The 18,290-nt window shown below is 42.4% G+C and carries 15 protein-coding genes and 1 pseudogene; 13 read left to right on the top strand and 3 right to left on the bottom strand.

Annotation, left to right across the window (positions count from 1 at the left end; genetic code table 11):
- Window positions 1–78 precede the first annotated feature (78 nt).
- Genes EL097_RS01915 through EL097_RS01905 form a run of 3 tightly spaced genes read left to right on the top strand, consistent with a single transcriptional unit; the run spans window position 79 to window position 3,941 of the window.
- The gene (locus EL097_RS01915; RefSeq protein ID WP_003046249.1) at window positions 79–1,854 is read left to right on the top strand and encodes a V-type ATP synthase subunit A; all 1,776 of its coding nucleotides are present in this window, start codon (window positions 79–81) and stop codon (window positions 1,852–1,854) included.
- Window positions 1,855–3,270, top strand: coding sequence for a V-type ATP synthase subunit B (locus tag EL097_RS01910; RefSeq protein ID WP_003046250.1), 1,416 nt, complete (start codon window positions 1,855–1,857; stop codon window positions 3,268–3,270). It begins immediately after the preceding gene.
- Between the two features lie 44 nt (window positions 3,271–3,314).
- Entirely contained in the window at window positions 3,315–3,941 is a 627-nt protein-coding gene (locus tag EL097_RS01905) for a V-type ATP synthase subunit D (RefSeq protein WP_093998715.1), read from the top strand.
- A 319-nt stretch (window positions 3,942–4,260) separates the two neighbouring features.
- Here the strand turns inward: EL097_RS01905 and EL097_RS01900 are convergent.
- Together EL097_RS01900 and EL097_RS01895 are read right to left on the bottom strand one after the other, a co-directional pair.
- Window positions 4,261–4,623 (bottom strand): annotated as a pseudogene (locus EL097_RS01900) (toxic anion resistance protein); the annotation flags it as partial.
- 176 nt (window positions 4,624–4,799) lie between these two features.
- Complete coding sequence (locus EL097_RS01895) at window positions 4,800–5,024, bottom strand: hypothetical protein (RefSeq protein WP_003046258.1); 225 nt, start codon at window positions 5,022–5,024, stop codon at window positions 4,800–4,802.
- Window positions 5,025–5,463: 439 nt separating this feature from the next.
- Between EL097_RS01895 and EL097_RS01890 the strand changes: the two genes are divergently transcribed.
- The gene (locus EL097_RS01890; protein WP_003046260.1) at window positions 5,464–6,756 is read left to right on the top strand and encodes an adenylosuccinate synthase; all 1,293 of its coding nucleotides are present in this window, start codon (window positions 5,464–5,466) and stop codon (window positions 6,754–6,756) included.
- 400 nt (window positions 6,757–7,156) lie between these two features.
- Window positions 7,157–8,200, top strand: a complete 1,044-nt coding sequence (locus EL097_RS01885; RefSeq protein ID WP_003046262.1) for a BMP family lipoprotein — start codon at window positions 7,157–7,159, stop codon at window positions 8,198–8,200.
- Window positions 8,201–8,409: 209 nt separating this feature from the next.
- Here the strand turns inward: EL097_RS01885 and EL097_RS01880 are convergent, their stop codons facing one another.
- On the bottom strand, window positions 8,410–9,183 hold the full coding sequence (locus tag EL097_RS01880) for a glycyl-radical enzyme activating protein (RefSeq protein WP_003046265.1): 774 nt from the start codon (window positions 9,181–9,183) through the stop codon (window positions 8,410–8,412).
- Window positions 9,184–9,308: 125 nt separating this feature from the next.
- Between EL097_RS01880 and EL097_RS01875 the strand changes: the two genes are divergently transcribed.
- The 8 genes from EL097_RS01875 (at window position 9,309) to EL097_RS01840 (ending at window position 17,790) form a co-directional block, all read left to right on the top strand.
- Window positions 9,309–10,055: a DeoR/GlpR family DNA-binding transcription regulator gene (locus EL097_RS01875; RefSeq protein ID WP_003046267.1), complete on the top strand. Its 747-nt coding sequence runs from the start codon at window positions 9,309–9,311 to the stop codon at window positions 10,053–10,055.
- A gap of 15 nt (window positions 10,056–10,070) precedes the next feature.
- Window positions 10,071–11,051: a sugar-binding transcriptional regulator gene (locus tag EL097_RS01870; protein WP_003046269.1), complete on the top strand. Its 981-nt coding sequence runs from the start codon at window positions 10,071–10,073 to the stop codon at window positions 11,049–11,051.
- A 265-nt stretch (window positions 11,052–11,316) separates the two neighbouring features.
- Window positions 11,317–11,637 carry a PTS lactose/cellobiose transporter subunit IIA gene (locus tag EL097_RS01865; protein ID WP_003046272.1) on the top strand — a complete coding sequence of 107 codons (321 nt, stop codon included), beginning with the start codon at window positions 11,317–11,319 and terminating at the stop codon, window positions 11,635–11,637.
- A 27-nt stretch (window positions 11,638–11,664) separates the two neighbouring features.
- Window positions 11,665–11,973 (top strand): PTS sugar transporter subunit IIB, encoded by a 309-nt coding sequence (locus tag EL097_RS01860; RefSeq protein ID WP_003046274.1) that lies wholly within the window; start codon window positions 11,665–11,667, stop codon window positions 11,971–11,973.
- Between the two features lie 9 nt (window positions 11,974–11,982).
- Complete coding sequence (locus EL097_RS01855) at window positions 11,983–13,287, top strand: PTS sugar transporter subunit IIC (protein ID WP_003046275.1); 1,305 nt, start codon at window positions 11,983–11,985, stop codon at window positions 13,285–13,287.
- Window positions 13,288–13,559: 272 nt separating this feature from the next.
- Window positions 13,560–15,977, top strand: coding sequence for a glycyl radical protein (locus EL097_RS01850; RefSeq protein ID WP_003046277.1), 2,418 nt, complete (start codon window positions 13,560–13,562; stop codon window positions 15,975–15,977).
- A 14-nt stretch (window positions 15,978–15,991) separates the two neighbouring features.
- A complete protein-coding gene (locus EL097_RS01845; RefSeq protein WP_003046279.1) occupies window positions 15,992–16,660 on the top strand; it encodes a fructose-6-phosphate aldolase in 669 nt (222 codons plus the stop codon).
- Window positions 16,661–16,701: 41 nt separating this feature from the next.
- On the top strand, window positions 16,702–17,790 hold the full coding sequence (locus EL097_RS01840) for a glycerol dehydrogenase (RefSeq protein ID WP_003046281.1): 1,089 nt from the start codon (window positions 16,702–16,704) through the stop codon (window positions 17,788–17,790).
- Window positions 17,791–18,290: the final 500 nt, after the last annotated feature.

The following is an 18,290-nucleotide window of genomic DNA, read 5'->3' as shown; positions in this document are numbered from 1 at the left end:
TAGTGTCTGTAACGTAGTCTCAGGCCTTGATGTGACAGACCAATCAGAGTTGTTTGGGGAAAATAAAGGAGGAAAAAGGTGAACCAAGGAAAAATTATAACCGTTTCGGGCCCTCTTGTAGTGGCTTCTGGAATGCAAGAAGCTAATATACAAGATATTTGCCGAGTGGGCCATCTTGGTTTGGTTGGAGAAATTATTGAAATGCGACGGGATCAGGCGTCCATTCAAGTTTATGAAGAAACATCAGGTATTGGTCCAGGAGAACCAGTGGTGACCACAGGTCGCCCCTTGTCAGTAGAGCTGGGACCAGGTCTGATTTCAGAAATGTTTGACGGCATTCAGCGGCCTCTTGATCGTTTTCAAAAAGCCACAGAGAGTGATTTTTTGGTTCGTGGTGTGGCTATTCCAAGTCTAGATCGGGAGGCTAAATGGGCATTTACCCCCACATTAGCCATTGGTCAAGAGGTTGTTCCGGGTGATATTTTAGGAACTGTGCAAGAAACAGCCGTCATTGAACATCGCATCATGGTTCCTTACAAGGTTTCAGGGACCTTGGTGGCTATCTATTCAGGGGATTTCACAGTAACAGATACGATTTATGAAATCAAGCAAGCCGATGGTTCCATTTACCAAGGGACCCTAATGCAGACTTGGCCAGTTCGCCAAGGGAGGCCAGTTGCTCAAAAACTCATTCCGGTTGAGCCTTTGGTCACAGGTCAGCGGGTCATTGATACCTTTTTCCCTGTTACAAAAGGTGGTGCGGCTGCTGTGCCTGGGCCATTTGGAGCAGGAAAAACTGTTGTGCAGCATCAAATTGCTAAATTTGCCAATGTTGACATTGTTATTTATGTTGGTTGTGGAGAACGCGGCAACGAGATGACCGACGTTTTGAATGAGTTTCCAGAATTGATTGACCCAAATACAGGCCAGTCTATTATGGAACGGACGGTATTAATTGCAAATACCTCTAATATGCCAGTGGCCGCTCGTGAGGCTTCAATTTACACAGGTATTACCATTGCCGAATATTTCCGAGACATGGGCTATTCCGTCGCGATTATGGCGGATTCGACGTCACGTTGGGCAGAAGCCTTGCGCGAGATGTCTGGTCGTTTACAAGAAATGCCTGGTGATGAAGGCTACCCAGCTTACTTAGGGAGTCGTATTGCCGAATATTACGAACGTGCCGGTCGAGCACGTGTCCTAGGGAGCGAAAGACGCGAAGGTACCATTACAGCCATTGGAGCGGTTTCTCCTCCCGGAGGGGATATTTCAGAACCTGTCACCCAAAATACCCTTCGCATTGTCAAAGTTTTTTGGGGACTGGACGCTCCCCTGGCCCAACGTCGTCACTTCCCAGCGATTAATTGGTTGACCTCTTATTCTTTGTATAAAGACGAGGTTGGCAACTATATTGATAAGAAGCAGCAATCATCTTGGTCTCAAAAAGTGACTCGCGCCATGGCTATTTTGCAACGTGAAGCCAGTCTGGAAGAGATTGTTCGCTTGGTTGGGCTTGATTCGCTGTCAGAACAAGATCGGCTGACCATGGCTGTTGCTAGGCAAATTCGGGAGGATTACCTCCAACAAAATGCCTTTGATTTGGTGGATACCTTTACCTCCTTTCCGAAACAGGAGGCCATGTTGACCAATATTTTGACCTTTAATGAGGAAGCCAGCAAAGCCTTGTCCTTGGGAGCTTATTTTACAGAAATTATGGAAGGAACTGCTCAGGTACGTGATCGTATCGCACGTAGTAAATTTATTCCAGAAGAAAACTTAGAGCAGATTAAAGGGCTTAGTCAGAAGGTTACCGAAGCGATTCACCAAGTTTTAGCAAAGGGAGGAATTTAGATGAGCGTTCTCAAAGAATATCGGACGGTTAGCGAAGTGGTTGGCCCTTTGATGATTGTGGATCAGGTGGCAGGCGTTCACTACAATGAATTGGTAGACATTACCTTGCATAATGGGGACAGCCGTAAAGGTCAAGTGCTAGAAGTCCAAGGGGACAAGGCCATGGTACAGCTGTTTGAAGGATCAACTGGTATCAACCTAGCCAAAACCAAGGTTCGCTTTACAGGGCATCCTTTGGAATTGGCAGTGTCAGAAGATATGGTAGGGCGTATCTTTGATGGCATGGGGCAGCCCATAGATGGTGGTCCTGAGCTGATTCCTGAAAAGTATATGGACATTGATGGGCAGGCCATCAATCCGGTTGCCCGTGATTACCCAGACGAGTTTATCCAGACAGGGATTTCAGCCATTGACCACCTCAATACCCTTGTTCGTGGTCAAAAGTTGCCAGTTTTTTCAGGCTCAGGGTTACCCCATAATGAATTGGCAGCACAGATTGCTCGTCAGGCAACTGTTCTAAACTCTGATGATAACTTTGCGGTGGTTTTTGCAGCGATGGGTATTACCTTTGAAGAGGCAGAATTCTTTATGAATGACTTGCGTGAAACGGGGGCCATTAATCGTTCTGTCCTGTTTATTAATTTAGCCAACGACCCTGCTATTGAACGTATTGCGACACCACGTATTGCCTTGACAACAGCCGAATACTTGGCCTATGAAAAAGGCATGCATGTTTTGGTCATCATGACAGATATGACAAATTATTGTGAAGCCTTGCGCGAAGTCTCTGCCGCTCGCAGAGAAGTTCCAGGCAGACGAGGTTATCCTGGCTACCTCTACACGAATTTGTCTACGCTATATGAACGGGCTGGTCGTCTAATAGGGAAAAAAGGGTCAGTCACTCAAATTCCTATTTTAACCATGCCAGAAGATGACATTACGCACCCTATTCCAGATTTGACAGGCTATATTACTGAGGGACAGATTATTTTATCACAGGAACTGTATCATAACGGTTATCGACCACCGATTAATGTCTTACCATCGCTGTCTCGCTTAAAAGACAAGGGATCAGGCGAAGGCAAGACACGAGAAGACCATGCCGCAACAATGAATCAGCTCTTTGCCGCCTATGCTCAAGGAAAACAGGCTAAAGAATTGGCTGTTGTGCTTGGCGAATCAGCCCTTTCTGAGACTGATAAACTGTATGTGGTCTTTACCAACCGATTTGAAGAAGAATACATTAACCAAGGATTTTACACCAACCGTAGCATTGAAGAAAGTCTTGATTTGGGTTGGGAACTGTTGTCTATTTTGCCACGTACCGAATTAAAACGCATTAAAGACGACATGCTGGATCGTTATTTACCTCAAAAAGAAGTGTCTGAAAAGGAAGGTTCTTTGGAAAATAGCTGAGCTGGCCAATCAAACACGTGTCCTTGGCGAAAGGAGTCCTATCAGTGGCAAGATTAAATGTGAAACCAACACGCATGGAGCTTAGCAACTTAAAAAATCGCTTGAAGACAGCTACAAGAGGTCATAAATTATTAAAGGACAAGCGGGATGAATTGATGCGCCGCTTCGTTGATTTAATTCGTGAAAACAATGAGCTTCGACAAACTATCGAAAAGGAGCTCGCTGCCAATATGAAGGAATTTGTCTTGGCAAAAGCATCCGAAAATAGTCTGATGGTAGAAGAACTCTTTGCTGTTCCAGTCCATGACGTGACCTTATTGATTGATATTGAAAATATCATGAGTGTCAATGTTCCTAAATTCCATGTCCAGTCTAATACGGCAAGAGAGCAGGAACAAGGCGAGTTTGCTTATAGTTACCTCAGTTCCAATAGTGAGATGGATAATACCATCCAAAAGACAGAAGGTCTCTTAGACAAGCTTCTGAGATTAGCTGAAGTTGAGAAAACTTGTCAATTAATGGCAGATGATATTGAAAAGACCAGACGTCGTGTAAATGGTTTAGAATATTCCATTATCCCTCAACTGGAAGAAACGATTCACTACATTGAGTTGAAATTAGAAGAGGCCGAGCGTGCTAGCCTTGTTCGAATCATGAAAATCACCTCTTAACAAAGTAACCCCTATGAGCTAGTTTTTGGTTTGTTCTCTTCAACGATCGTTTGTTCTGTGGAGTATGGTTGATGAAGGGGAGTTGCCCCATCAATGGTCAGGAAAAGATTGGCTTTACTAAGCCCCAGATTGAAGAAAAAGTCTATCTAGGATCATTTTTCTTCAATCTTTTTTGCTCTTCTAAAAACGAAAAACTCCTGAAACACGATAACATAAGCGCTTCAAGGGTTACTTGAAGTCATGATTATTAAATTATTGTCATTGACATCTTGTAAAAATAGAGTTCAGCTGTGTTCTGTAGCTTTACCAGGCCCGCCTTTTAGTTTTCTACAGCTTTTTGAGTTTCCTTACCTTCATTTGAGGAGGGTTTGAACAATTTTTTGATCACGGCGTCTAACAGAATCATTGATGGTCTTGGCAGATTTGACAATGATGTTTTCGAGTTGCGCCCGTTCTTTTCTGCCCTGATCAATAGCAGCGATGATGCCATTATTTTGTGCCACTAAGCTTTCTGCTAGGGTAGTAACAGATTTGATGGACATGGTAGGAGGTATGTGCGGAGCGCTCTAGGGCTAGAATGGCTTTCTGCAAGCATTTGGAGAGCAGCATTATTAGCATTGGCAATGGCATCAGTAGTGAGTCCAGATTTAACCGATTGCTGCATCATACTGAGTTGGGCAGCGGTAAATGGTAGGATCCATCTTGCCGTTTAGGGCAATGGCTTGTGTCCTAATGTCACTCAATTGTGGCAAAACTGTCCAGCGAGAATAGTCTATTGGGCAACATCGTTGTCTGCTAAGTAACTGTCCAACAATTTGACCTTACGGTCAGCCAGTTGAATATTGGCTTTTAAGTCTTCTAATGGCTTGGCAAGGGTGGTTTTTGCGAGCCGTTTCTGACGAGACTTGAAACGGTAAATAGCATAGCCCGTCCCTCCAATAACCCAATAATTAGAAGAGGAAGAACATTTTCAGCAATTTCTACCAAGGAAAGCTCGCTCAAAAAACTGGTGATAATCACAAGCGTAATCATTGTCTCAATCCAACTGAATGGGCTTTTTCTATTATTATAAAGTCTCATCATTTCCTACTTTCTCTACCCGCTTTTACAGTCGCTCTTTTAACCTCTATTTTCCCTTAAAAGTCTTATTTCTTAAAGAAAAGATCTGTTTTCTGAGTAATTATTGCCCCTTTTCTAATGGCTTAAAATCAAGCGATTTTTAAAAGAAGAGACCTTCTTCACCTAACTAATGTTCGTTTTCTCTATTTATTTTAATGATTAAAAAAATTATTTTATCTTTTTTTCTGAATATTGCCAGGGAAATCTAGCAGAAAAAAACATTTTTTGCTATAATGAGGTGTAAGATATATACTTGCAGGTGAGATTCCTGCCCCATTCTCTTTGAAAAAGAAAGAGATAGGCTCTTAGCTTTACTAGAGGGCTCCTTTAGGAGTGGCTTGGTCTGGCGGGCTCATCTGGCTTTTTTGAGAGAAGAAGTGTTTCAGAAAGTTAGGACAAGGATATGACATCAGTAGTAGTCGTCGGTACCCAATGGGGTGATGAAGGTAAAGGAAAAATCACTGACTTTTTATCTTCAGATGCAGAAGTGATTGCGCGTTATCAAGGTGGTGACAATGCCGGACATACCATCGTTATTGATCGTAAAAAGTTCAAGTTGCATTTGATTCCATCAGGAATTTTCTTCCCAGAAAAAATCTCTGTGATTGGTAATGGCGTTGTGGTTAATCCCAAATCATTGGTCAAAGAGTTGGCCTACCTGCATGACGAAGGAGTGACGACAGATAACCTTCGCATTTCAGACCGCGCTCATGTTATTTTGCCTTATCACATTCAGTTGGACCAATTGCAAGAAGATGCCAAAGGTGACAATAAAATTGGGACAACCATCAAAGGCATAGGACCAGCCTACATGGACAAGGCAGCGCGTGTTGGTATCCGTATTGCTGATTTGTTGGACAAGGATATCTTTGCAGAACGCTTACGTGTTAACTTAGCTGAGAAAAACCGTCTCTTTGAAAAAATGTACGACAGCACCCCGCTTGATTTTGATGCTATTTTTGAAGAATACTATGCTTACGGTCAAGAAATCAAACAATATGTGACAGATACTTCTGTGATCTTAAACGATGCGCTTGATGCTGGTAAACGTGTTCTATTCGAGGGTGCTCAAGGGGTCATGCTTGATATTGACCAAGGAACTTACCCATTTGTAACGTCTTCAAATCCAGTTGCTGGTGGTGTAACCATCGGTTCTGGTGTTGGCCCAAGTAAAATCAACAAAGTTGTTGGTGTATGTAAAGCCTACACTAGCCGTGTTGGTGACGGGCCATTCCCAACTGAGCTCTTTGATGAAGTGGGTGAACGTATCCGTGAAGTTGGTCACGAATATGGGACAACAACAGGTCGTCCACGTCGTGTTGGCTGGTTTGATTCAGTCGTTATGCGCCATAGCCGCCGTGTATCAGGGATTACCAATCTCTCCCTCAATTCTATTGACGTTCTTTCAGGACTTGATACGGTTAAAATCTGTGTCGCTTACGACCTTGATGGGGAGCGTATCGACCACTACCCAGCAAGTCTTGAACAACTCAAGCGTTGCAAACCAATTTACGAAGAATTGCCAGGCTGGCAAGAGGACATTACTGGTGTTCGTAGCCTTGATGAATTGCCTGAAAATGCTCGCAACTATGTGCGTCGTGTTGGAGAATTGGTTGGCGTTCGCATTTCTACTTTCTCAGTTGGGCCAGGACGTGAACAGACTAATATCCTTGAATCTGTTTGGGCATCTATTTAGCTTAACCAATGTTAGTAAAGAGGAGTTGGACAGGATGTCCAGCTCCTTTTGTCATGTTCTTAATGGCACAGTTGGACTTGCTTTGGGGGACGCAAGTCATTTCTTCCCTATCTTCTTTTTAATAATGGCAAGAAATGATTCTTAAGCAATCCGTACCTTTGTTTGCTCTTTGTTTTTTAATGCTTAAACATAGTGTCATCTAGTAAAAAACCAAGCTTGCTACTCGCTTATTTTGAGACAATGTTCGGATTTTGCTCTAAAAATGACATTTTTTGATAAAAAATTAGGTTAAAACTATTTTTTTTGATATACTAAGTTTTCCGTTCTTTAAAAAGCTAAAGAACGTAGGAAAAGATCATTCATTTTATTTCATTAAATATTTAGGAGGTTCATTCATCACATGAATAAAAAGGTAATGTCACTTGGACTTGTTTCAACAGCTCTACTAACTTTAGGAGCATGCAGTAATCGTTCTGCCAATAAAGAAGCTGACAGCTCATTAAAGGTTGCTATGATTACAAACCAGACAGGGATTGATGACAAATCATTCAACCAATCAGCTTGGGAAGGGTTGCAGGCTTGGGGCCAAGAAAATAAGCTTGACAAAGGAAAGGGTTACGATTATTTCCAATCTGCTAACGAATCAGAATTTACCACAAACCTAGATTCAGCAGTATCAAGTGGCTATAACCTAGTGTTTGGGATTGGTTTTCCGTTGCATGATGCCGTAGAAAAAGCAGCAGCAGATAACCCTGAAAGTCAATTTGCCATTGTCGATGATGTGATCGAAGGCAAGAAAAATGTAGCAAGCATCACTTTCTCTGACCACGAAGCAGCTTATTTAGCAGGAGTTGCTGCAGCTAAAACGACAAAAACCAAACAAGTTGGTTTTGTAGGCGGTATGGAAGGTGTTGTGGTTAAACGCTTTGAAAAAGGCTTTGAAGCTGGGGTTAAATCAGTAGATGATAGCATCAAAGTAAGAGTATCCTATGCCGGTTCCTTTGCGGATGCGGCTAAAGGGAAAACCATTGCAGCAGCCCAATATGCCGAAGGTGCAGATGTTATTTATCAAGCAGCAGGCGGCACAGGAGCCGGTGTCTTTAACGAAGCAAAATCTATCAATGAAAAGCGTGATGAAGCTGACAAGGTTTGGGTTATCGGAGTTGACCGTGACCAAAGCGAAGACGGTAAATACACTTCAAAAGATGGCAAGGCAGCGAACTTTGTATTGACATCAAGTATCAAAGAAGTAGGACAAGCCCTTGCTAAAGTCGCTACCAAAACAGCTAAGGGCAAATTCCCAGGTGGTCAAGTCACTACTTTTGGGTTAAAAGAAGGCGGGGTTAGCCTCACAACAGCTACGCTACCGAATGATACTAAGACAGCTATTGAGGCTGCTAAAAAAGACATTATTGAAGGAAACATTACCGTTCCTGAAAAATAAGTTTCCAGATAAACAATTGAAACTAAAATAAAAGTCACCCGCCCTATGGCGAGTGGCTTTTTGACCAAAGATAAGGCTTTTAGAGAGGTTCTTTAAGTGAATAGCATAAGGCATGGGCTACACTTTTTGTTACCAGCCAGACATCCTGACTTCAATTGGCGAGCGACTTTTGGGTACTACCTATGTTGAAGAATTATCTAGTTCTTATCTTAGAAGTAGCAATGAATATTGTGGTTGAGAAAGACAGCCTGATAGTCTTTTAAGTCCTCTGGGTGATAGGCCTGGACCTCAGCCATCTCATAATCTCTACCTAAGAGTTTATACTTATTTTCTCCGAATTGGTGGAAAGGTAACAACTGTACTTGGTCGATGTCAAGCTGGTTGAAGAGTTCTGAGAAGGCTTTAGCATCTTCTAGTGAATCATTAAATTTGGGAATAACAGGAATGCGCAGGACGATTTCTTTACCAGCTTGAAAAGCGTAATGAATATTTTTGATAATCAAGTCATTGCGAACTCCAGTTACCTTGCGGTGCCTAAGCTGATCATAATGTTTCAAATCAGTGTAGATAAAGTCTACGTAGTCAATAAGGGTGGCAAATTGCTCGTGTTTGGCAAAGGCGGTAGTTTCAATTGCAGTGTGGAGCCCTGCTCCTTTGGCGGCTTTTAACAGGGCTAAGGCAAAGTCAAATTGGGCAAAGATTTCCCCTCCTGACAGGGTCATACCTCCACCTGATTCTTCGTAAAAATCAAGGTCTTTAAGAACTTCCTCAATCACCTCTTCCACGGTTTTTTCTTGTCCAACCATTTCAGTTCGGAGGCCATCCCTTGTTAACATTTGTTCAGGTGCTTTTTGTTGGGATTCGGGATTGGCACACCAAGGGCATCTCAAGGGGCAACCTTTTAAAAAAACGGTTGTCCGAATACCAGGGCCGTCATGAATGCTAAAATGTTGGATATTGAAAACAATGCCGCGATTAGTCATAAGTGTGAATTCCTTTCGTTGTAAACTCATCATAACAGATAAACGTAAATAAATCAATTACGAATGAAAGCAGAATTAACTTTTCTTTTAGGGAAATAATTGTTACAATGAAAAGGAGGTGAATTATGAATCGATTAGAGCGTATTATCCAGTTGGTTTCCCAGAAGAAAAAAATAGATGTTAACAGTTTATCAGAGCAATTAGAGGTTTCGAAAGTAACCATTCGTAAGGATCTTGATAAGCTTGAAAGTAAGGGCTTGTTGCGACGTGAACATGGCTATGCGGTGTTAAACAGTGGTGATGACCTCAATGTGCGCTTGTCCTACCATTACAACATTAAGCGACGCATTGCAGAAAAAGCAGCTGAATTGGTTCAAGATAACGATACCGTTATGATTGAATCGGGGTCAACCTGTGCCCTTTTGGCAGAAGTGCTTTGCCAGACCAAACGAAATATTAAAATCATTACCAATTCTTGTTTTATCGCTAATTACATTCGTCAGTATAGTAGCTGTCAAATCATTTTACTAGGCGGCTACTACCAGCCCAATTCAGAGGTGACTGTCGGTCCTTTGTTGAAAAAAATGATTTCCCTATTTCATGTCAATCATGTTTTTGTGGGGACGGACGGTTTCAATCCAGACCTTGGCTTTATGGGCAAGGACATGATGCGCTCAGAAGGGGTGCGTTACATGGCAGATGCTGCTGAGGAAGTGGTGATATTGACCGATTCCAGCAAATTTTCCAAAACTAGTTTGGTGCACCAGTTGTCTCTGGCAGATGTTGATCGGGTCATCACAGACCAAGCACTGGACAAGCAAACACAGGACTTATTAAGTGCTAGTGGTCTTGTTCTTGATTTTGTTTCTTAGAAAATAGGTGGACAGATGAAAGAGGAACGCAGACGGCTCCTTGCTAAGGTGGCTTATTTGCATTACATTCAAGGTAAGAGCCAGACCTTGATTTCAAAGGAGATGAATATTTACCGAACAACCGTCTGCCGTATGCTGGCCAAGGCTAGGGCTGAAGGTATTGTTCGGATTGACATTGCCGATTATGATGCTAATTTGTTTGGCTTGGAAGAATACGTACGCCAGCAGTATGGCTTGGAAAAACTAGACCTTGTTCCCAACCAAGTGGAAGATTCCCCAGCGGATACTCTAGTAAAAGTCTCTAAGACAGCAGCTGAGGTCGTGCGGCATGCGGTAAAAGATGGTGATAAAATTGGCCTGTCCTGGGGGGCTACCCTCTCTAGCTTGATTGATGAATTAGATCCTAAGATGATAAAGGATATTTTGATTTATCCTTTGGCAGGAGGCCCGAGCCATATTAATGCCAAATACCATGTCAATACTCTCGTCTATCGTTTGGCACGTATTTTCCATGGGAATAGTGCCTTTATCAATGCTATGGTTATCCAAGAAGACAAGCAATTAACCAAGGGGATTTTACAGTCCAAATATTTTGAAGACATTTTAGCCAGTTGGGATCAGCTGGACCTTGCTTTGGTTGGTATTGGTGGTGAGCCTAACAGCCGCGAGGAAAGCCAATGGCGAGATTTGTTAACCGATGCCGATTACCAGCAACTCAAACAGGAAAATGCTGTTGGTGAAGTCTGTTGCCGTTTCTTTGATCAGGCGGGTCGTCCTGTTCACAAAGGTTTGCAAGATCGAACCATCGGTATTTCTCTGGCACAACTGGCGCGTATTCCTAAAACCATTGCTGTTGCCACAGGAAAATACAAGGCAAAAGCCATTTTGGCCGCGCTAAAGGCGGGAGTTATTAATTATTTGGTGACTGACAAAGACACCATGATGGCTGTTTTAGCCTTAGACGAGACAGCAGAGTTTACGAACGATTTTCTTTAATGACAAATCATCTTAGTGATAGGGAGTCCAAGCCCAAGAGGCTAGGGCTTTTTTTGTTGTCCTTTAAGGCCTTTGCTCAATTGAGTAAAAGAATAATATGCACATAAGTGCGTAAAATGAAATATAGCACAAAACGTATTGACCCTAAGAACAAAAATGATACAATAAACTTATCAACGAAATGTAAACGATTACAAACGCAATAAAACCATCTTCGAAGAAAAAAGTTATTGCCATGACATCACATGAGGAAAAGGAGATACCAATGGAACTGATTGTACCAGACCAGATCATTATGGGTTTGATTCTAAATGCAGGCGATGCTAAGCAGCATATTTATCAGGCCTTGAAATTTGCCAAGGCTGAAGACTATGATACGAGTGAAAAAGAGATGGCATTAGCAGATGATGCCTTGTTGGAAGCCCACAATTTACAGACCCAGTTTCTTGCCCAAGAAGCTAGTGGTAATAAGTCAGAAATTACTGCTCTTTTTGTTCATTCACAGGATCACTTGATGACGACCATTACAGAAATTAATCTCATCAAGGAGATTATTGACCTTCGTAAAGAATTGGCAACTAAATAAGATGTTATTACTAAAAAGGAGATTGACATGATTAAGATTGGATTGTTTTGTGCAGCAGGGTTTTCAACAGGCATGTTGGTGAATAATATGAAAGTAGCTGCTGAAAAAAAGGGAATTGACTGTCAGATTGATGCCTATGCCCAAGGGAAATTGGCAGAATATGCACCTGTCATTGATGTAGCACTTTTAGGCCCACAGGTTGCCTATACTCTGGATAAATCAGAAACTATCTGTAAAGACAATGGCATCCCCATTGCAGTCATTCCCATGGCTGATTATGGAATGTTAGACGGCAACAAGGTGCTTGACCTAGCCCTTAGCCTTGTTAAAGAATAGGAGATAATCATGGCAAATAGGAATATGCAAAAAATCATCATGCCGATTATGAAATTTGTTAACATGCGTGGTATCATTGCCCTCAAAGACGGCATGTTAGCCATTTTACCTTTGACCGTTGTAGGAAGTCTGTTCCTTATTGCCGGTCAGATTCCTTTTCAGGGGGTCAATGATGCTATTGCAGGTGTGTTTGGTGCCGACTGGACAGAACCCTTTATGCAAGTTTACCAAGGTACTTTTGCTATTATGGGCTTGATTTCCTGCTTTGCGATTGGCTATTCTTATGCTAAAAATTCAGGTGTTGAACCTCTCCCTTCAGGTGTTTTATCCTTGTCAGCCTTCTTTATTTTGTTGAGATCATCTTATGTTCCAGCAGAAGGCGAAGCTATCGGTGATGCTATCAGCAAGGCTTGGTTTGGTGGTCAAGGGATTATTGGTGCTATTTTAATTGGTCTAACGGTAGGTGCTATCTATACAGCATTTATCCGTCGCCACATTGTTATCAAAATGCCAGAACAAGTGCCACAAGCCATTGCCAAACAATTTGAAGCCATGATTCCAGCCTTTGTGATCTTTACCTTGTCAATGATTGTTTACCTTATTGCCAAGTCAGTGACAGGTGGCGGAACTTTTATTGAAATGATTTATGGGGTCATTCAAGTGCCGCTGCAAGGATTGACAGGCTCTCTTTATGGTGCATTAGGCATTGCCTTCTTTATTTCTTTCCTTTGGTGGTTTGGGGTGCATGGACAATCCGTGGTCAATGGGATTGTAACAGCTCTTCTCTTATCAAATTTAGATGCCAATAAGGCCTTGTTAGCAGCAGGTAATCTGTCTTTGGACAAGGGTGCCCATATTGTGACCCAACAATTTTTAGACTCTTTCTTGATTCTCTCTGGTTCAGGAATTACCTTTGGTTTGGTGGTAGCCATGGTTTTTGCGGCCAAGTCCAAACAATACAAGGCTTTGGGCAAGGTTGCAGCCTTTCCAGCCCTCTTCAATGTTAATGAACCTGTCGTCTTTGGCTTTCCAATTGTGATGAATCCCGTCATGTTCCTGCCGTTTATTCTGGTTCCTGTTTTGGCAGCTCTTATGGTTTATGGCTCCATTGCTATTGGTTTCATGCAGCCTTTTGCAGGAGTAACCCTTCCGTGGTCAACACCAGCCATTATTTCAGGGTTCATGGTTGGCGGTTGGCAAGGTGCTTTTGTACAAATCCTTGTGCTTGTCATGTCTACTTTAGTTTATTTCCCATTCTTTAAGATCCAAGATAGAATCGCTTGCCAAAACGAAGCGGCAGCTGAAAACGCATAGTTATCCCGTGTTTATGACCTCATTTCCCTCTTGGAAGCCCTTGTTACACTGCTTTTTAGACTCTATTTACCCTTGATTTCTTTAAGACCATCTCAGCTGATGAGGTGGTTTTTTAGGAAAAAGATCAAGTGTTTCAACTATAGATATGCACTATTGTGCAAATTAAACTTGCTTATTATTATTTGATATGACAGTGTTAAAAAAAGGTCTGAATATGGTAAAATAATTACGAAAGAAACATTTATTTTTACGAAAGAAACAAAGGAGAAAAAATGACTGACGTAAAGACCCCTTATTTTGGCAACTTAACAGATAGAATGAACCAGTACCGCGAGGCAGTGTTAGAAAAGAAACCTTACATTGATGCTGAGCGTGCCATTTTGGCAACAGAAGCCTATCAAAAACATCAAAACAAACCAGCCAACCTGAAACGGGCTTACATGTTGCAAAATATTTTGGAAAACATGACCATTTATATTGAAGACGAAAGCCTCATTGCTGGTAATCAGGCCTCTTCAAATAAAGATGCGCCGATTTTCCCAGAATACACTTTGGAATTTGTCCTCAATGAACTTGATCTTTTTGAAAAACGAGATGGAGATGTGTTTTACATTACCGAAGAAACCAAGCAACAGCTGCGAGATATTGCCCCATTCTGGGAAAACAATAACCTCCGTGCTCGCTGCGGAGTCTTGCTTCCAGAAGAAGTTCAAGTGTATATGGAAACAGGTTTCTTTGGCATGGAAGGCAAGATGAATTCGGGAGATGCCCATTTAGCTGTCAATTACCAAAAAGTGTTGGAACACGGCTTGAAGGGATTTGAAGAACGGGCACGAGCTGCCAAAGCTGCACTTGATTTGACTATTCCTGAAAATATTGACAAATACCATTTTTACGATGCTGTCTTTATTGTCATTGATGCAGTCAAAACTTATGCCAAACGCTATGCCCAATTGGCTAGAGAATTAGCAGAGACGGCTAAGCCAGAACGTCGAGCAGAATTGTTAGACATCGCGCGCATTTGTGACAAAGTGCCTTATGAACCAGCAGAAACGTTTGCAGAAGCTGTGCAATCCGTCTGGTTTATTCAGTGTATCTTGCAAATTGAATCAAATGGGCATTCCCTCTCTTATGGCCGTTTTGACCAGTACATGTATCCTTATGTCAAAGCTGATTTGGAGGCTGGCCGTGAAACAGAAACCTCAATCGTTGAACGGTTGACCAACCTCTGGATTAAGACCTTGACCATTAACAAAGTGCGGAGCCAAGCCCACACCTTCTCATCAGCAGGTAGTCCACTTTACCAAAACGTGACTATTGGTGGTCAAACACGAGATAAAAAAGATGCGGTCAACCCACTGTCATACCTTGTCCTGCGGAGTGTGGCTCAAACCAAATTACCACAACCTAACTTGACTGTTCGCTATCATAAAGGCCTAGACAATACCTTTATGAACGAGTGCATCGAGGTCATGAAACTTGGTTTTGGCATGCCAGCCATGAACAACGATGAAATCATCATTCCATCCTTCATCAAAAAAGGTGTCTCAGAAGAAGATGCTTACGATTACTCAGCCATTGGTTGTGTGGAAACAGCAGTTCCAGGGAAATGGGGCTACCGTTGCACTGGTATGAGTTACATCAACTTCCCTAAAATCTTGCTGATTACCATGAATGACGGGATTGACCCAGCATCAGGGAAGCGCTTTGCAACAGGACACGGTCATTTCAAGGACATGACATCTTATGAAGAATTAAAAGCAGCATGGGATGCCACCCTGCGCGAAATTACTCGCATGAGCGTCATTGTTGAGAATGCCATTGACCTAGGTCTCGAGCGTGAAGTGCCAGATATTTTGTGCTCAGCCTTGACAGATGATTGTATCGGCAGGGGCAAGACCTTAAAAGAAGGCGGAGCTGTTTACGACTACATCTCAGGCCTTCAAGTCGGGATTGCCAACCTATCTGATTCCTTAGCAGCGCTGAAAAAATTAGTGTTTGAAGAAGGTCGCTTGACCCCAGAGGAACTCTGGCAGGCCCTTGAAAGTGACTTTGCTGGAGAACGCGGAGAAGAAATCCGCCAAATGCTAATCAATGACGCACCAAAATATGGTAACGATGATGACTACGCAGATAGTCTCGTGGTAGAAGCCTACGATACCTACATTGATGAAATTGCCAAATACCCAAATACCCGTTATGGCCGTGGCCCAATCGGAGGTATCCGCTATTCTGGGACCTCATCAATCTCAGCCAATGTCGGACAAGGAAAAGGAACCTTGGCGACACCAGACGGTCGCCATGCAGGCACACCACTAGCAGAAGGTTGTTCACCAGAACACAGCATGGACAAAAAAGGCCCAACATCTGTCCTTAAATCTGTTGCTAAATTACCAACTGATGAGATTGTGGGAGGTGTTCTCTTGAACCAAAAAGTTAACCCACAAACCCTGGCCAAAGAAGAGGACAAACTGAAATTAATGGCCTTGCTCCGCACCTTCTTCAATCGTCTCCACGGTTACCATATTCAATACAATGTGGTATCGCGTGAGACCTTGATTGATGCCCAAAAGCATCCGGAAAAACACCGTGACCTTATTGTTCGTGTTGCTGGGTATTCTGCTTTCTTCAATGTTCTATCAAAAGCAACCCAGGATGACATTATTGAACGTACGGAACACACACTTTAGAAAGAAGAATATTTATGGAATATATGTTAGACACTTTAGATTTAGATGCCATTAAAAAATGGAATCACATTTTGCCTCTTGCAGGTGTGACCTCAAACCCTTCTATTGCCAAAAAAGAAGGTGACATTGATTTCTTTGAACGGATTCGAGAAGTTCGTGCCATTATCGGTGATCAGGCTTCTATTCATGTTCAAGTGATTGCTCAAGATTACAAAGGCATCTTAAAAGATGCTGCTGAAATTCGTAAACAATGTGGGGATAATATTTATGTCAAAGTACCTGTCACCACAGAGGGGCTTGCGGCCATCAAAACCTTGAAAGCTGAAGGCTATCATATTACAGCGACAGCTATTTATACGACTTTCCAAGGTTTATTAGCCATTGAAGCTGGTGCTGATTATTTAGCCCCTTACTACAATCGTATGGAAAATCTTAACATTGATCCAGAGGCCGTGATTGGGCAATTGGCAGAAGCTATTGACCGTGAGTGTTCTGACAGTAAACTATTAGCAGCAAGCTTTAAAAATGTGGCTCAGATCAATAAATCCTTTGCCTTGGGAGCACAAGCCATCACTGCTGGGCCAGATGTGTTTGAAGCAGGATTTGCTATGCCGTCTATTCAAAAAGCGGTTGATGATTTTGGCAAGGATTGGGAAGCCATTCATCACCGCAAGAGCATTTAAGGAATATCGTCAGTATTAATCACAGATAAAGGAGTTCAACGATGAAAGTATTTGCAAGTCCATCTCGTTACATTCAAGGTAAAAATGCCTTGTTTACCAATGCAGAAATCCTGAAACAACTAGGGGATAACCCCATTTTACTTTGTGATGACGTGGTTTATGGTATCGTCGGAAAAACATTTGAAACTTATTTGAAAGATAAGGGCATGACCCCTGTTCACGTAGCCTTTAATGGGGAAGCCTCTGATAATGAAATCAACCGTGTGGTTGCTATTGCCAAGGACAATGGTAGCAATGTCATCATCGGTCTTGGTGGCGGTAAAACTATTGATAGTGCTAAAGCTATTGCAGATGTGTTGACTGTTCCAGTGATTATTGCCCCAACCATTGCCTCAACAGATGCCCCAACCTCAGCCTTATCGGTTATTTACACCGATGAAGGAGCCTTTGAAAAATACATTTTCTATTCAAAGAATCCAGATCTTATTTTGGTTGATACACAAGTGATTTGTCAGGCACCAAAACGGTTATTGGCATCAGGGATTGCAGATGGGTTAGCAACATGGGTAGAAGCACGTGCTGTTATGCAAAAAAATGGAGACACCATGGCAGGTGGCAATCAAACGCTGGCAGGAGTTGCTATTGCGCAAGCCTGTGAACGAACCTTGTTTGCAGATGGCCTAAAAGCGATGGCTAGTTGTGACAGACAAGTCGTGACCCCAGCCTTGGAAAATGTCATTGAAGCCAATACACTCCTTAGTGGGCTTGGTTTTGAAAGTGCGGGTCTGGCTGCTGCACACGCCATTCACAATGGCTTTACAGCGTTGACAGGTGATATTCATCACCTTACTCATGGTGAAAAAGTCGCCTATGGCACGTTGACGCAACTCTTCTTGGAAAATCGTTCGCGCGAAGAAATTGACCGCTACATTGACTTTTACCAAGCTATTGGCATGCCAACAACCCTCAAAGAAATGCATTTAGACACGGCTAGTCCAGATGATTTCTTAAAAGTTGGCCGCCAAGCCACAATGGCAGGCGAAACCATTCACCAGATGCCATTTGTTATCAGTCCAGAAGATGTGGCTGCAGCCTTGGTTGCTGTTGATGCCTATGTCACTAGTCGATAGGGACGTGTTGGTTAAAAACTATTGATAACTAGATTTTTCTAATCATCAAACAAACCGCAAGACCAGTGAATCCTTGCGGTTTTTACAGGTCAATCAGTCTCTTACTTTGATTGCACAAGAGCTTTTCTTTTGTTACTATTAATTTATTCAGCAATAAAGCATAGGTATTGGGACTATGAAATAGAAGGTGGTTTATGAAATGTTTAGAAGACAGCAAAAGAGGGCAGAATTTATGGGTTGCTTTCAATCTTTATATAATGACAAAGAGCTTAACGTAAGTCAGCCTTTTAAGGAAAAGTTGATTTAGGCAGCTAAAGGGGTTGAAGCTGGAGATAGACTGAGTTGTCTAGCTTACCAATTATATCCCTATCTTATTGAAGAGATGAGAAGGAACTAGCCCCACCCCTCAGTTCTTAAAAGCTAAAAAGTACTTAGAGAAAACGAGATGGCGATATGATGTGGGTTCCGTATGGAGCTGACCCTTCTCTCATTAAAACTAG

Source organism: Streptococcus canis, assembly GCF_900636575.1.
GTDB classification, from domain to species: Bacteria; Bacillota; Bacilli; order Lactobacillales; family Streptococcaceae; genus Streptococcus; species Streptococcus canis.
The sequence above is the reverse complement of the archived record's forward strand: the minus strand, read 5'-3'. Positions and strand labels throughout refer to the sequence as shown.